11 protein-coding genes are annotated in these 15,873 nt (G+C 69.1%); 6 read left to right on the top strand and 5 right to left on the bottom strand.

Going from position 1 to position 15,873, the window contains the following annotated elements:
• Nucleotides 1–216 precede the first annotated feature (216 nt).
• From FQY64_RS06675 to FQY64_RS06685, 3 genes are read left to right on the top strand one after another with little or no spacing between them, the layout of a single operon-like run.
• Nucleotides 217–819: a TetR/AcrR family transcriptional regulator gene (locus tag FQY64_RS06675; protein ID WP_146473174.1), complete on the top strand. Its 603-nt coding sequence runs from the start codon at nt 217–219 to the stop codon at nt 817–819.
• A 46-nt stretch (nt 820–865) separates the two neighbouring features.
• Nucleotides 866–2,665 carry a phosphoenolpyruvate carboxykinase (GTP) gene (locus FQY64_RS06680; RefSeq protein ID WP_146473176.1) on the top strand — a complete coding sequence of 600 codons (1,800 nt, stop codon included), beginning with the start codon at nt 866–868 and terminating at the stop codon, nt 2,663–2,665.
• Nucleotides 2,665–3,252 (top strand): 2OG-Fe(II) oxygenase, encoded by a 588-nt coding sequence (locus FQY64_RS06685; protein WP_146473178.1) that lies wholly within the window; start codon nt 2,665–2,667, stop codon nt 3,250–3,252. The genes FQY64_RS06680 and FQY64_RS06685 overlap by 1 nt, the downstream gene beginning before the upstream one ends.
• Here the strand turns inward: FQY64_RS06685 and FQY64_RS06690 are convergent.
• The 5 genes from FQY64_RS06690 to FQY64_RS06710 all read right to left on the bottom strand — a co-directional run bounded on the left by FQY64_RS06690 (nt 3,249) and on the right by FQY64_RS06710 (nt 12,966).
• Entirely contained in the window at nt 3,249–4,262 is a 1,014-nt protein-coding gene (locus tag FQY64_RS06690) for a hypothetical protein (RefSeq protein ID WP_146473180.1), read from the bottom strand. The two genes, FQY64_RS06685 and FQY64_RS06690, sit on opposite strands and share 4 nt — an antisense overlap.
• A complete protein-coding gene (locus FQY64_RS06695; protein WP_146473182.1) occupies nt 4,246–4,917 on the bottom strand; it encodes a putative 2OG-Fe(II) oxygenase in 672 nt (223 codons plus the stop codon). Before FQY64_RS06695 ends, FQY64_RS06690 begins: the two co-directional genes overlap by 17 nt.
• Nucleotides 4,918–4,927: 10 nt before the next feature.
• Nucleotides 4,928–6,502, bottom strand: a complete 1,575-nt coding sequence (locus FQY64_RS06700; protein WP_146473183.1) for a tetratricopeptide repeat-containing sulfotransferase family protein — start codon at nt 6,500–6,502, stop codon at nt 4,928–4,930.
• A gap of 111 nt (nt 6,503–6,613) precedes the next feature.
• Entirely contained in the window at nt 6,614–9,568 is a 2,955-nt protein-coding gene (locus tag FQY64_RS06705; RefSeq protein WP_146473185.1) for a TonB-dependent receptor plug domain-containing protein, read from the bottom strand.
• A 326-nt stretch (nt 9,569–9,894) separates the two neighbouring features.
• Nucleotides 9,895–12,966 (bottom strand): TonB-dependent receptor domain-containing protein, encoded by a 3,072-nt coding sequence (locus tag FQY64_RS06710; RefSeq protein WP_146473187.1) that lies wholly within the window; start codon nt 12,964–12,966, stop codon nt 9,895–9,897.
• A gap of 374 nt (nt 12,967–13,340) precedes the next feature.
• Between FQY64_RS06710 and moaA the strand changes: the two genes are divergently transcribed.
• From moaA to FQY64_RS06725, 3 genes are read left to right on the top strand one after another with little or no spacing between them, the layout of a single operon-like run.
• On the top strand, nt 13,341–14,321 hold the full coding sequence (gene moaA / locus FQY64_RS06715; protein ID WP_146473189.1) for a GTP 3',8-cyclase MoaA: 981 nt from the start codon (nt 13,341–13,343) through the stop codon (nt 14,319–14,321).
• A 37-nt stretch (nt 14,322–14,358) separates the two neighbouring features.
• A complete protein-coding gene (locus FQY64_RS06720; RefSeq protein WP_146473191.1) occupies nt 14,359–15,618 on the top strand; it encodes a molybdopterin molybdotransferase MoeA in 1,260 nt (419 codons plus the stop codon).
• Complete coding sequence (locus FQY64_RS06725; RefSeq protein ID WP_186760882.1) at nt 15,606–15,872, top strand: MoaD/ThiS family protein; 267 nt, start codon at nt 15,606–15,608, stop codon at nt 15,870–15,872. The genes FQY64_RS06720 and FQY64_RS06725 overlap by 13 nt, the downstream gene beginning before the upstream one ends.
• Nucleotide 15,873 lies beyond the last annotated feature (1 nt).

Raw genomic sequence — 15,873 nt, forward strand, 5'->3', positions numbered from 1 at the left:
ACGCTGCGGCGTGCCGGTAAGGGCGACGCGCGGCGGAACGGCCGCCGGCTCAACATACGGGCGAGTATGGAAATCGCGGCGAGCCGCTGTCAAGCGGCGGGCGCCCGGCCGCGCCTGTCGGCTTCAGCCGCGCCCGCGCCTCGCCGCCGCCCGCGCCACGGCCGCCGTGCTGCACCGCATACGGACTTGGCCGGTGGCGTATGGTTTAATTTCCCCATGACGCTCGCCGACACCCAGCCCGACGGGGGCAAAGCCGAACGCAGCGGACGCCTCAGTGCCGAGGACTGGGCGCAGGCGGCGCTCGACCTGATCGCCGAGCAGGGCGTGGCCGCGGTGGCGGTCGAGCCGCTCGCCCGCCGCCTGGGGGTGACCAAGGGCAGCTTCTACTGGCACTTCCCGTCCCGCGATGCGCTGCTGATCGCCGCGCTCGAGCGCTGGGAGAAGTTCGAGGAAGAGCAGGTCTTCGGCAAGCTCGAGGCCATCGCCGACCCGCGCGAACGGCTGCGCTCGCTGTTCGAGCTGGTGGCGCACGAGTACAAGTCGCACATCATCTATTCCGAGCTGCTGAAGGCGCTCGACCATCCGGCGGTCCAGCCGGTGATCGGCCGGGTGTCGCAGCGCCGGCTCGATCACCTGACCGCTTCGTTCCGGCAGGCGGGCATGAGCCGCCAGGACGCGCAGAATCGCGCCCGGCTCACCTATGCCGCCTATGTCGGCTTCCTGCAGCTCAACCTCCAGTTGCACCAGGCGCGCCTGCAGCACGACGAGTTCGAGGCCTACGTCGAACACGTGATGGCGACGCTGATTCCGGCCTACTGACCGGCCGGACCACGCCCCCTTTTCTTCTTACGCCCAGGAGGCGCCCATGAACGCACTGTCCAAGGAAGTCGCCGAGGTGACGCGAAAAACCGGCGCACCGGCGACCACGCTGCCGGCCCTCGAGGCCTGGGTCGCCGAGGTCGCCGCGCTGACGCAGCCGGATGCGATCCACTGGTGCGACGGCAGCGACGAGGAAAACGAGGCGCTGATCGCGAAGATGCTGACCGACGGCACGCTGCTCAAGCTCAACGAGCGCACCCACCCCGACAGCTACCTGCACCGCTCGCATCCGGACGACGTCGCCCGCGTCGAGCACCTGACCTTCGTCTGCAGCCGCAACCGCGACGACGCCGGCCCGAACAACCCCTGGATGGCGCCCGACGAAGCGCACGCCAAGATGGACGCGCTGTTCGACGGCTGCATGCGCGGGCGCACGATGTACGTCATCCCGTACTGCATGGGCCCGATCGACTCGCCGCTGGCGCGCTGCGGCGTGGAGATCACCGATTCGCCGTACGTGGTCGCCAACATGCGGATCATGACCCGCATGGGCGCGGCGGCGCTCGCCCGCATCGAGCGCGAGGGCACCTTCGTCAAGGGCCTGCACTCCACCGGCGAGCTCGATCCGAACCGCCGCTTCATCATGCACTTCCCGGAAGAGCTGACGATCAAGTCGTACGGCTCCGGCTACGGCGGCAACGCCCTGCTCGGCAAGAAGTGCCACGCGCTGCGCATCGCCTCCTGGCAGGCGCGCGAGGAGGGCTGGCTGGCCGAGCACATGCTGATCGTCGGCATCGAGAATCCGAAGGGCGAAACGCGCTACATCGCGGCCGCCTTCCCGTCGGCCTGCGGCAAGACCAACCTCGCCATGCTGATTCCGCCGGAGGGCTACCGGCGCGACGGCTGGAAGGTGTGGACCGTCGGCGACGACATCTGCTGGATGCGTCCGGGCGCGGACGGCCGCCTGTACGCGATCAATCCGGAAGCCGGCTTCTTCGGCGTCGCGCCGGGCACCTCCAGCAAGTCGAATCCGAACGCGCTCGCCACGATCCGGCGCAACACGATTTTCACCAACGTCGCCCTGACCGCCGACGGCCAGCCGTGGTGGGAGGGACTCGACGACCGCGTGCCCGCCTTTGATTGGCGTGGCAATGCATACGATTCCAAACGCGGCCCGGCGGCCCATCCGAACGCCCGCTTCACCGTGTCCGCGCGTCAGTGTCCGAGCTGGACGCCGGCGGCCGAGGCCGCGCAGGGGGTGCCGATCAGCGCCATCGTGTTCGGCGGCCGGCGCGCCTCGCTGGTGCCCCTGGTGTTCCAGGCCCGCGACTGGCGCCACGGCGTGCTCGTGGGCGCGGCGATGGGGTCGGAGACCACCGCCGCCGCCACCGGCCAGGTCGGCGTGATGCGCCGCGATCCGATGGCGATGAAGCCGTTCTGCGGCTACAACTTCGCCGACTATTTCGCGCACTGGCTCTCGTTCGACCGCCCGGGCCTGAAGCTGCCGCCGATCTTCCACGTCAACTGGTTCCGCAAAGGCGCCGACGGCAGGTTCCTGTGGCCCGGCTTCGGCGAGAACATGCGCGTGCTGGAGTGGATCCTCGACCGCGCCGAAGGCCGCGCCGGGGCGGTCGAAACGCCGATCGGCCACCTGCCGCGCGCGGACGACCTCAACCTCGACGGCCTCGACCTCGACGGCGCGGCACTGCAGACGCTGCTGACGTTCGACCGCGACGGCTGGCGCGCCGAGTTCGACAGCCTCGGCGCCTACCTCGACGAGTTCGGCGCGCGCATGCCGCAGGCGCTGAAGGACGAGCAGCGGCGGATCCGGGAGCTGCTCGGCTGATGGTCGCCGCCGCGCCGCCCGTCGTCGTCGCGCCCGACCGCGAGGTGCGGGTCGACGGGCGGCGCATCTGCATCTACGACGGACTGCTGCCCAACGTCGAGCAGTACGTGGCGGCGCTGTCGCGCGCGGCGTTCACCCGCACCGAGATCGCGCGGCCGGAAACCGCGGAATACCGGCACTGGGCGACCGAGATCAAGATCGACGCGCTGGTGCGGCAGCCGATCTTCGAACTGACGCGCCGCGCGGTCGCCGGTTTCGCGACCGACGGGCGCGGCTACCGCCCGTATCGCGCGTACACCAACGTCGCGAGCTACGGCGACATGCTGTTCACCCACACCGACTGCCTGCCCGACCAGCACGACCTGACCGCGCTCTGGTACCTGTGCGAGCGCTGGGACGTCGAATGGGGCGGCGAGACGGTGTTCTACGACGCGCAGGAGGAGATCGCCTGCGCCGTGCGCCCGCGGCCGGGACGGCTCGTGGTGTTCGACGGCCGCATCCGCCACGCGGGACGGCCGCCGCACCGCATCTGCTACACGCCGCGCTACACGATGGCGATCAAGTTCGAACGGGTGGCGATCGCCTAGGCGGGCGCCGTCAGCGGCTTCCAGGCGCGCGGGGTGATCGCGGCGGGTTGCACCGCCGCTTCGGCCCAGGCGAGGGCGCGTTCGACGAGTGCGCCATGCGCCTGCAGCACCTGCTCGCGCTCGGCGGCGCGCTGCGTCGGGTCGTACGGCGTCTGCGACTTCGACTCGCGTCCGAACGTCGACGCAACGCGCGCTCCGACGCCTTCGCTCCCGAGGCCGAGCCACCGCGCGCAACGCTCGACGGTCGGCACCGGCGCGGCCAGTACCGTTGCAAAGTCCAGCGTGCGCAGGCGATCGGCGTGGTCGTGCTCGAGCGCCTGCGCGTACAGCTCCATCTGCGCGTACCAGGCCAGCACGCAGGCCTCGATCAGATTGAACGGCGCGCGCGGATCGATCCCGAGCCGCGCCGGAAGGCGGGTGAAGGGCAGCAGCGCCTGCGCCATCCACCGGATCGGGACCTCGGCCTCGGGCCCCTTCTTGAGACAGGAGACGAGAAACTCGCGCAGGTCGCTGTAGAGCAGCACCGCCGGCGCCTGCGGGGCGGCGGCGAGGATCTGCGGCAGCAGGCCGTTGGCCTGGTTGGCCGGCTTCACCAGCACGCGTCCGCCGGGCGCCCAAGGGCGCGCCAGCAAGGCAAGCGCGGCGCGCAGGCGATCCTGCGCCGCGGCGTTCCAGCGTCCGGCCAACTGGACGCGCGCCAGCGCATGCAGCACCAGCGGCTCCTTCAGCGAAACCGCGCGCGGCGGCGCTTCCAATGCGCGCGACAGCAGCGTCGAGCCGCAGAACGCGGTGTGGAACAGCAGCCCCGGCGTCGCCGCCGGCCGGGTGGCATCGAGCACGTCGGCGGCCGCGATCTGCACCGCCTCCGCATCAAGACCCATGCGCTGGTCGAGGAACGCCGGCCGCGTCAGGTCCTCGAGCGCGACGTGCGAGAAGACGAAGCCATCCTGCTCCGGGCGGTAATCGCGGAGGAACCACGCCGGGTCGGAAAGATCAACCGGCGCCGCCATCTTCCTTCATCGCGAACCAGCAGTTGAAGGCGATCGTGATGCGCTCGTCCTGGCCGTAGAAGGGCAGCACCTCGTGCTGCAGCCAGGAGGGGAACAGCACCAGCTGGCCGGGTTGGAAGCGGATGTTCCAGGTGCCGTGGCCGTACGGGGCTTGGAAGCGCAAATTGCCGGGGTCGAGGAAGTAGTTGGCGTAGTGGTGCGGGTTGTGGAAGCGCAGCACGCCCGACTCCGGGCGGTCGGGCGGCATTTCGCCCGGTGCGACGCAGTAGACGCCGGACCACGACGCCATCGGGTGGGTATGCAGGATGGTGAAACCGCCGTGGCGCGTCACGTGGAACCAGGTGTGCGAGTAGATCTGCAGACGCGCCATCTCCTCCGGCGTATAGCCGTTCACCTGCTGCACGACACGTCCGAGCATGGCCCAGCAGAACTGGCGCAGACGCTGCACGCACGGCTCGGGCCAGGAAAACAGGTTGAAGTCGCTCTCGAACACGCCCGGCTGGAGTTTCAGCGACGGATGCGGGTTGGCATAGCGCTCGCCTTCGGCTTCTCGCGCCAGCAGCAGCGCTTTCAGTTCGGCGTTGAGGGCGTTGGCATCCGGATGCACGGCCTGCGCCATCGGCACCGCGAACATCGGGAACAACTTGAACGTCATCGGCCTCGCCTCACGTCAGCTCGGGATGGGCGGCGAAGAAGCGCGCCAGCGGCTGCAACTGCGCCTCGTAGCGCCGCCAGGCGCCGATGCCGCGGTCGTTGATCGGCTGGCGCACCTGCACGGCGGAGGCGGTCGACACCGGCTGGGTGTTGCGTTCGATACGCCAGGCATCGGGGTTGGGCGGCAGACCGCAGAACTCGAGCATGCGCCGCGTCGTCGTTTCCGGATCGGCCACCAGCGTTTCCAGCCGGATGTCCAGGATGCGGTTCCGCAGCCGGTCGTGCCATCCCCGCATCAGCCCGTGATACCCGCGGTAGTACCGCGCCATGTCGTCCTGCGCATACGACGCGCCGTAGCTGCGGGCGAACAGGTGCTTGAGGTTGCTGAAGCAGGTGTCCAACGGATCGCGGCGGACATGGACGATCCGCGCCTGCGGCAGCGCCGCGGCGATCCACGGCAGCAGCAGGAAATTGAACGGGAACTTGTCGGTGTGGAAGCGTCGTCCGCCTCGCCTGTATGCGGTGAGCTCGAGATAGCGACGCCCGACCGCCGGCCAATCGACGGCGCGGTCCTGCAGCAGCTCGGCAGGCGCCATCGAAAGCATCGCACCGGCCGGCGACTGCACGCCCAGGTGTTCGTGCAACGCCGCGGCAAAGCAGAACAGCTCGCCACCCTGCGCGACGTCGTCGTTGTTGCCGACGACCCGCTCCACCAGCGTCGTGCCCGAGCGCGGAAGGCCAACGATGAAGATCGGGACCGGGGCATCGGCATCCGCACGATCGGGCGCGGAGAGCGCGTCCGCCGCCGCCGGAAGGCGGGCGAGCTGGGCGAGGTCCTGGCCGTCGTAGCGGATGCGCGCGCGCTGCAACCGCATTCCGCTCTCGAGTTCGAAGAACGCCTCGGTACGGCGATCCAGCGCGTCGAGCGTGTTGAACAGCGCGTAGCAGCAGAGCACCTCGTCCATGGGGTTGCCGGCGTTGACCAGCGCCTCGCGGAGCTGCCGCACGCGGGCTTCGCCGCCGGCCGCGCCCTCGAAGGTGCTCAGCGACCAGAGCGCCTTGGCGAAGTGGGGGAACTTGCCGATCAGGGTGTGGAATCGCTCGCGGGCGGCGTCGGTTTCGCCGCAGTAGAGCAGGCCCTGCGCCTCGTTGTAACGATAGGTGGCGCTGCCCGGCGCGGCCGCCGCGGCGCGCGCGAACCAGGGCTGCGCACGTTCGTGCTCGCCGGTCAGCGAGAACACCGAGCCGATAGTGTTGGCGATGCGCGCCTCGACGCGCTCCGGCGCGATGCTGCGAAGCGGCGCGAGCGTTCCGATCGCATCGCCCCACAGGCCGTAGTTCACCTGCATCTGCGCCAGGTGCGCGCGGTAGAGCAGGTTGTTCGGCTCGAGCGCGACCGCCTCCTTCGCCGACGCCACCGCAGTGAGCGCCTGGCCGAGGCCGCTCTCGGTCCCGCTGCGATGGAACCACCCTTCCGCATAGCGCGGGTACTGTGCGGTCAATGTGCGGTAGGCGTCGAGCGACTGCGCGACCTGGCGCTGCTCCATCAACTTTCGTGCCGTCTGCAGCAGGGCGACTGCGCTCATTCGTCACTCTCTCCGGGGCTGCAAGCCTAGCAAAACGCGGCGTCCGGCCAGGAGGCCGTGTCAAAAAACGAAGGCCCCTTGCGGGGCCTTCGTCGACACGCCAGCGCAGGATCAGAACTTCTGGTCGTAGCGCAGGTAGTAGAACTGCCCGGGCAGCTCGTACTGCGGGTCGAAGCTGTTGGCGAAGGCCTGGTACGACACCGGCGGATCCTCGTCGAACAGGTTGTTGACGCCGAGGGCGACGCGGGCGTTCCAGGGCAGCTTCACGCCGACCTGGGCGTCCCAGTACATCGTCGCTTCGAGCGTGTTCTCGATCCGGCGGACGGGCGAGCCGGTGAAGTCCTCGCTCGGCACGTTCGGATCCGAACACAGGTTCTCGAACTCCGGCGTCTGCGTGTACAGCGCGACCACCGCCACGCCGCTGCAATCCTCGTCGAGCGCCGAGTACCAGCGGCCCTTGAGCGAGGCATCCCAGTCGCCGCGCTCCCAGTTCACGCTCAGGTTCGAACGCAGGCGCCACACCGGGAAGTTGGTGCTGTAGTTGCCCACGCGCGAGACCGGGGCGGAGGCGTCGGAGATGCGGGTCTCGTACTTGCTGATGTACGCGTTATCCCAGTTGACCGAGAACTTGCCGAAGCCGGTTTCGAAGGTGTAGTCGACGGTGAAGTCGTAGCCTTCGATGTCGGCGCTACCCTGGTTGGTCAGGGTGGCGTTCACGTCGGCCACGTCGCCGGTGGTCGGGTCGCGGGTGATCAGCGAGCACGCGAACGCGTCGCGCTCGGTCGGCAGCGCCAGATAGCAGTCGTCGATCGCCTGCTGGATGCCGATCGCCTGGATCGGATCCTCGATCTCGATCTTCCACCAGTCGAGGCTCATGCTCAGGCCCGGCGCGAAACCGGGGCTCCAGACCAGGCCCAACGTGCGCGAGGTCGAGGTCTCCGGCTGCAGGTTCGGGTTGCCGCCGACCGTGGTGCGGATCTGCGGGTTGGGCTGCGAGTAGTTGGCCGGAACGCCGTCGGCGACGCAGTTGGCGGTGACGGCCGCGAGGGCGGCCGAACTCAACTGGCCGGTCGCGGCCGCCGCGTACAGGTTGATCGCGTCGCAGGGATCGTACAGGGTCGGGAAGTTGTCGGCGGTACCGGCGAACAGCTCGTTGATCGACGGCGCGCGGAAGCCCTTGCTCCAGTTACCGCGGACCAGCAGGTCCTCGAACGGCTTCCACTTGAAGCCGAACTTCGGGTTCATGGTGTCGCCGAAGGTCGAGTAATCCGAGTAGCGCGCGGCCACCGAGAACTCGAGGAGATCGGCGCCGGCCACGTCCTTCAGCAGCGGGATGCTGAGCTCGGCGAAGAACTCGTCCACGGTGTAGCCGCCCGCGGTGGACGTCGACTGGCTGCCCGAAGTCAGGCCCGACGACGCCAGCGCGTCCGGATTGAACGAGCCGTTGACTTCGCGATGCTCGTAGCCGGTCGCGAAGGCCAGCATGCCGCCGGGCAGCTCGGCGATTTCGCCCGACAGGTTGGCGAAGTACGACTTCTGCTCGTCGTAGATCGTGGCGTGGTCAACGTAGTTGATGTAATTCACCATCTCCCGCGTCATGTCCTCGGCATTGCCCATGACATTGAGCGGGACGCACCCTTCGATGATGGTGGTCGGGTCGCCCGGCGTGCGCACGCACACCGGCACGCCGTTGACGATCATCGACGGGCCCACCGCATCGCGCACGCGCGCGAGGTTCTGCAGGCCGTAGGTGACATCGGTCTCGTTGTTGTCGGTGTAGCTCGTGCCGACATCCCAAGCGAAGTACTTCTCGCCGAGCTCGAAGCTGCCTTCGATCGCGCCGGCGAAGCGGAACGTGTCGACGTCCTGGTGGAAGCGGCGGGGCGCGAAGCTCGGCATGCGGATCTGGACACGGGTGATGTCCACGCCGAACGGGTTGTAGATGCTGTCCGCCGACAGGTTGAACGTGTACGACAGCGAGGTCGGCGCGTTGAAGCCGGGCGGCAGCGTCTCGCCGAAGCTCAGCGGCTGGGGCGCGAGGTACTGCTCGGAGCGGCGTTCGTTGTACATCACCTCGGCCTTGACCGCGATCGAGTCGGTCAGATCGAAGCGCGCCTGGCCGAAGATGCCGATGCGTTCCTGCGGGGTGGAGAGGTAGTTCTCGGGCGCGAAGTTGAAGCCGTCCGAAGTGATACTGAACGCCCGGAACTGCGAGACGACCGACGGATCGCACACCTGGTTGTTCGGGCAGCCGGCCGCGCCGGGAATCAGCGTGAACTGACCGGGGCCCTGCGTCGGGTAGTCGAAGCGGCCGAAGCGGCTGGTCGAGGAGGCGCCGGCGAGCACGTTGGTGCCCGGCAGGCCGAACGCCGGCACCGCCGAGATCTCACGGTCGCCGGCGAACACCGGCTCCTGCTTGACGTAGTTGGCGCCCAGCATCGCGTTGAAGCGGTCCGAGCCGCCGCCGACGATGAAGTCGTACGCCTGCTGCGTGCCGTCGCCTTCGTTGGTGGTGCCGATGAACGCCGAGGCCGAGGCGCCTTCGAAGTTCTGGCGCGTGATGATGTTGACCACGCCCGCGATCGCATCCGAGCCGTAGATCGCCGAGGCGCCGTCCTTCAGGACTTCGATGCGCTCGACCGCGGCGATCGGGATCGTGTTGAGGTCGACCGCACCGCCCAGGCCGGTCACCCAGCGCCGGCCGTTGACCAGCACCAGGGTGCGGTTCGAGCCGAGGTTGCGCAGGTCGATCTGGGTCTGGCCGTTGCCGCCGTTGTTGAACGTCGTGTTGAGCGCGGCACCGCTGGTGGAAATCTGCTGCAGCACGTCGCCGACGGAGGTCACGCCGGTGCTCTCGATCGCCTGGCGGTCGAGGCTCAGGATCGGCTGCGAGGTCTCGGTGTCGACACGCTTGATGCGCGAACCCGTCACTTCCACGCGGTCGAGGGTGGCCGGATCCTCCTGCGCTTCCTGCGCAAGGGCCAGGCCCGTGCCCGCCACCGTGGTGGCGCCCACGGCGAGCGCGAAGGTAATCGCGTCCCGTAGCTTGCTGGTCTTGTACGTCATCTCTCTCTCCAAGTGGGTGGTCTTGGTAGTCCCATGGGAACCTCGCCGGAAACGCAAACGGTCGCGCCAAAGTCAGCAAGGTGGCCCGATAGTACCCCCCTTCGGGTCGAGAATTAAAGTGGCGTTAAGTGGGACGGCCGGGCCAGGCGAAGCCACGCCGACGCCGCGCGGAGCCAGCGCAGCGGCCGGCAGAAGGTGCCCGAACGCTCTCTTTCGTTGTCGTGCGGCAGGCGTGCTCCTGGGTTCCGCGAACGCGCACCAGGCATCGCCTCGCCAAAAAAGACGGCCCCTTGCGGGGCCGTCGAAACAGGCGGAACTGTCGTCGATCAGAAGCGCTGCGTGTACTTGAGGTACCAGAAGCGACCGATGTCGAAGCCGCCGTAGTAGGACACGTTGGCGCTCGGTTGGGTGTACATCACCGGACCGATCTTCTCGAACACGTTGTTCGCACCGACGGCGATCGTCGCGTTCCAGGGGGCTTCCCAACGGAACTGCACGTCGTTGAAGGTGTTCGAACCCACGCTGCGACGGCGGGTCAGCTGGCTCGTGGTGCCGGTAAGGGCGCCGTTGGGCTTGAAGCCGATGTCGTCGCACTCGAGGTGATCCACCGTGACCGGCTGCACACCCAGGTTGGCGTTCGCGGCGGAGGTCGGCGTGAAGTAGGTGCAGCTCTCCTTCATGCCCGAGTAGTAGCGAGCGATCCAGCTGACGCCGAACGAGCCCATCTGCCAGGAGACGTTGAGGTTCGAGCGCAGGCGGAACGTCGTCGACGCGGAGCCCGCGAGGCCGACGTTGGAGAGCGGACGCTGTGGCGCCGTCGCCGTCACCAGGTAGTCGCGGACGGTGTAGGTGCTGTTCGACGCGATCATGAAGTCGCCGAACCGCTCCGTCTTCAGGCGGTAGGTGACGTCGAAGTCGAAGCCTTCTGCCTTGCGGAAACCGGCGTTGATGCCGGCGAACTGGAGGAAGTTGACGTTGCCGCGCACCGGGTCACGCGTGAAGATGTTGGGCGTGCAACGCGCCGCGACACCCAGCACGTAGCAGTCGTTGAGGATCTGCGTCGGGCTGTCGGCGACGATGGTGTCGGCGATGCGGATCTTCCACCAGTCGAGCGCGACGCCGAGACCCTCGACGAAGTCGGGGCTCCACACGAAGCCGATCGTCTGGGACTTGGAGATTTCCGGCTGCAGGTTCGGATTCGAGCCCGAAGTGAACGGAACCGGCGTCTGCGAGTTCGGCGCGCCCGCGTTCGCGCCGCCTTGGGCCAGCTGACGGTAGGTCGCCGCCAGCGCGCCCAGCGCACCGTTGCCACCCACGCCGTTGGTGCAGTTGGCACGGGTGGTCGGGTTGTTGGCCGAGCTGCCGAACGAGGTGTCGCAGGGGTCGGTGAAGAACGAGAAGGTCTGCGAGCCGCCGCCGTACAGGTCGGCGATCGTCGGCGCGCGGAAGCCGTCGGCATAGGTGGCGCGCAGCATCAGCGAATCGATCGGCTTCCACTTCAGCGCGAACTTGTTGTTCACCGTCTCGCCGAAGGTGTCGTAGTCGGAGAAGCGGCTGGCCACGTTCAGCGACAGCTCCTGGGCGAACGGCAGATCCGCGAGGATCGGGATCTGGAACTCGACGTACGCCTCATCGACGCTGTACGAGCCACGGGTCGGCAGCGACGCCAGGTTGGTGGACTGACCGGCGACGGCCAGCGCGTCCGGCGTGAAGCCGCCCTCTTCCTTACGGTTCTCGAGGCCGAAGGCGAAGCCCAGGTCGCCCGCCGGCAGGGTGGCGAGGATGCCGGCGATGTTCGCCGAGATGACCGTGGTTTCCGTTTCGCCGGTCGCCTTCTCCGCCTGGAACAGGTAGTTCCGCAGCGCCGCGTTGTCGGTCAGGCCGCCTTCGCCGGCGCGGCCGGCAGGCAGGAACGGATTGAACGGCACGCAGGCGTCGAACGAGAGGGGATTGGCGGCGGTTCCGCACTGCACGCGGCCCTGCGCGTTGAGGAACGACGGCCCCATCGCCAGGCGCAGACGCGGAATGTTGAGGTTGCCGTAGGTTTCCTGGATCAGGCGGTTCTGGTTCCACAGGTAGCTCACATCCCAGTCGAACGTGCGCTCGCCCAGGTCGAAGCTGCCTTCGAACACACCGGTGAAGCGGTAGGTCGTCAGATCGCTCTCGCTGATACGCGGCACTTCCCAGGTGCGGCGCCACCAGGTGCTGATGTCGGCTCCGGTGGGATTGAAGTAGCTCTGGCCCGACAGCACGACCGCGCCGCCCTGCGAGGGCGTCGGGGTGGTCGCCTGCATCGGATAGCCGGCGATGCCGCGGCTGGCCTGACGGTTGCTGTACATCAGGTTGGTGCGGAACCGGATGGCGTCGGTGATGTCGAAGATGCCGTCGACGAAGAGCGACTTCGACTCCAGCGGGTTACGCAGGTCGGTCTGCTCGTTGGTGTTGGACTTGCCATCGACCGAGCCGGGGATGCACGTACCCGGGCCCGGCGCGGCCGGCGTGTTGGACGGGCAGGAGCCGGTATTGGTGTTCTGCACGATGTAATCCGCCGGATTGCGCGGATTGCCGCCCGGACGCAGCATCACGCGCGATCCGGTCGGAATGCCCGGGATGCCGGCAGTCGCCGTGGTCACGAAACCGCCGTACTGGCTCACCGCCGTCCACTGGTCGGTCGGATGGATGTCCGAACGCGGGAACGCCGAGAACGGACGGTCGCGCGCGAAGACCGGGTCTTCCTTCGTCCACTCGGCCGCCAGCGTCAGCGAACCGCGGTCGCCGCCGAAGCCCATGACGAAGTCGCCGCGGGTGATCGCGCCGTCGCCTTCGTCGTACTGGCCGTAGTAGGCGCTCGCCTGCGCGCCTTCGTAGTTGGTGCGGGTGATGACGTTGACCACGCCCGCGATGGCGTCGGAGCCGTAGATCGACGAGGCGCCGTCCTTGAGGACTTCGATACGCTCGACCGCCGAGGCCGGAATGGTCGCCAGATCCGCGAGGCCCGACGTGGTGATGCCCAGGCGGCGGCCGTTGAGCAGGATCAGGGTGCGCGCAGCACCGAGGTTGCGCAGGCTGATGTAGACGCCGCCGACGGCCTCACCGGCCGAGAGCGGCTGCGCGCGGGTGATCGGCGGGGTACCGGTCGCGGAGATGTTCTGCAGGATGTCGGCGACCGACTGGAAGCCCTGGCGCTCGATGTCCTGGCGGGTGATGAAGGTGACCGGCTGGGCGGTTTCGACGTCGACCTGGCGGATGCGGGTACCCGTGACCTCGATGCGGTCGAGGGTCTTCGCTTCCTCCTGATCGCCGGTAGCGCTCTCCTGGGCCATGGCGGTACCGGTGAAGGTGCCGACCAGGAGCGCGTACGTGATCGCGTCACGCAGCGGATTGGTCTTGAAGGCCATTTCTCTCTCCGAAAAGTTTGTATGCCTCTGTGAGCCTCCCCGGTAGCGTCAAAGGAAACGCCAAGTCCGGCAAAGGTGAGGCCGATGGTAGAGGCATCCTGACGGAAATTAAAGTGTCGTTAAGAGATGCGGGCGGGTATGGAACGGCAAGCCGCGGCAACGGGGCGAGCGCGCTGAACGGGGGCGTGCCGATCCGGGTTCGCGCGCATCCGGGCATGGCTTCGGCGTCCCGGCGCGGTCGGCAGCGCGTAACCTGTAGGCCGCATACGCCGTGCGGCCCATGCCTACCGAGCCTCCGATCCGGTCCGGAGCGGATCGGAAGGCGGTCGCGGGCCCCCGGGCCGGTCCGGCGTTTCCCCTGGTATGGAGTCGCGATGTCCCCCTTGGCCGACCGACACGGTCGCACCTTCCCCTATCTGCGGTTGTCGCTGACGGAGGCCTGCAACTTCCGTTGCGGCTATTGCCTGCCGGACGGCTGGCGCGCCGAGGGCGGGGCGGGCTTTCTGACGCTGGAGGAAATCCGCCGGCTGGTGGGCGCGTTCGCGGCCGCGGGCATGTGGAAGATCCGGCTGACCGGCGGCGAGCCGACCCTGCGACGCGATCTGACCGACATCATCGCGACCGTCGCCGCCACGCCGGGCGTGCGCCGGGTGGCGATGACCACCAACGGCGCGTTGCTGGCGCGGCACCTGCCGCGCTGGCAGGCGGCCGGGTTGACCGCGCTCAACGTCAGCATCGACAGCCTCGACGCCGGGCGCTTCCGGCGCATCACCGGACACGACCGCCATGGCGAGCTGCTGGAAGGCATCGAGCGGGCGCTCGCGGCGGGGCTGGAGTCGCTGAAGCTCAATGCGGTGCTGCTGCGCGGGCTGAACGACGACGAGCTGCCGGCGTGGCTGGACTACGTGCGCACGCGCGCGCTGTCGGTGCGCTTCATCGAGCTGATGCGCACGGGCGACAACGGCGACTGTTTCGACCGCCATCACCTGCGCATCGACCTGTGGGAGGAGCAATTGCGCGAGGCCGGCTGGACGCTGCGTCCGCGCGTGCCGGGCGCCGGTCCCGCGCGCGAGTACGCGCATCCAGAGTACGCCGGCACCATCGGCCTGATCGCGCCCTACGGCCGGGATTTCTGCGCCGGCTGCAACCGCTTGCGCGTCACCGCGCGCGGCGAACTGCGGCTGTGCCTGTTCGGCGAATTCGGGGTCTCCCTGCGTCCGCTGCTGCAGGCCGACGACCAGCGCGAGGCGCTGATCGGGCGTGTGCAGGAGCTGCTCGCCGGCAAGGCGGCGAGCCATGCGCTGCACGCGGGGCGCACCGGGCTCACGCCGCATCTGGCGTCGATCGGGGGCTGAGATGGGCGATGCCGCGGCGACGGGTCGGGAGGCCCGCATGATCGCCATCGACGAAGCGCGCGCGCTCGTGCTCGCGGAATGCGGGAGGCTCGAAGTCGAGCGCGTGCCTGCGGCGCGCGCGCCGGGGCGGGTGCTGGCCGAGGACCTGTGCGCGCAGGTCGCACTGCCGCCGTTCGACAACGCGGCGATGGACGGCTTCGCGCTCGCCTGCGATGGGACGCATCTGCCGGCCGGCGGCGTGTGGGAGGTCGCCGGCGTGCAGGCGGCGGGCGATGCCCGCGCGCATGCGGTGCACGGAGCGTGGAGGATCATGACCGGCGCGGCGCTGCCGCCCGGAACCGACACCGTCGTGCCGGTGGAGCAGGTGGACGTGCTCGCGCGCGGCGGAGGCGGCGAGCCGGAGCGCATCCGGCTGACCGCGGATGCGGCGCGCGGCCAGCACGTGCGCCGCGCCGGCGAGGACGTCGGCCCCGGCATGCGCGTGCTCGACGCCGGAACGCGCGTCGGCGCCGTCGAACAAATGCTGCTCGCCGCGCTGGGCGTGTCGACCGTGGCGGTGCGCCGCGCGCCGCGGGTGGCGCTGGTCAGCACGGGCCGCGAGCTGGTCGACGACCCGGCGCAGCCGCTCGCGCCCGGCCGCATCCGCAACAGCAACGGCCCCTATCTGGCCGAGGAATTCCGCACGCGCGATGCGGATATCGTGCTGCAGGCGACGATCGCCGACGACCCGGCGCACTACGCCGAGGCGTTGCGGCAGGCGATGGCGCTGGGCTGCGATCTGGTGATCAGCACCGGCGCGGTGTCCATGGGCGAGTTCGACTTCGTGCCGGCCGCGCTCGACGCACTGCAGGCGCGCATCGTGTTCCACAAGGTGCGCATCCGTCCCGGCAAGCCCCTGCTGTTCGCCGTGCTGCCTACCGGCGCGCTGTTCTTCGGATTGCCCGGCAACCCGGTGTCGGCGGCGGTCGGCCTGCGTTTCTTCGTCGATCCGGCGCTGCGTGCGATGCGCGACCAGCCGCCCGAGCGCCCGCTGCGGGTGCCGCTGGCGGTGGACGTGCGCAAGAAGGTCGGGCTGTGCCATCTCCAGAAGGCGCGGCTCGCTGCGGACGCGCAGGGGCGGCTGGGCGTGCGCCCGCTGCCGGGGCAGGAATCGTTCCGCATCCTGCCGCTGGCGCGCGCCAACGCGTGGGCGGTGTTGCCGGAAGCCGCGGACGTGCTCGCCGCCGGCACGATGGTCGAGGTGTACGGACAGGCGCCCGGCACATGGCGCCTGGTGGAGGAGGGATGCGACATCTGACGGTGCGGATGTTCGGCGCGTTCCGCGAGCTCGAACCCTCGGGCGCGTGGCGCATCGAGATCGACGAGGCGGCCACGGTCGCCGACGTGCGGCGCGCGTTCGAGCAGCAGGCGCGCGCGCGCTGGGGCGCGCGCTTCGACCCGGCGCTGCTGGCGGCGTCGGCGTTCGCCAGCGAGCGCGAGGTGCTGCGCGCGTCCGACAGCGTGGCGGGCCTGGACGAGGTCGCCGTCCTGCCGCCGGTCAGCGGAGGCTGAG

This window comes from Vulcaniibacterium thermophilum (assembly GCF_007923255.1).
In the GTDB taxonomy this organism is placed as follows: domain Bacteria; phylum Pseudomonadota; class Gammaproteobacteria; order Xanthomonadales; family Xanthomonadaceae; genus Lysobacter_F; species Lysobacter_F thermophilum.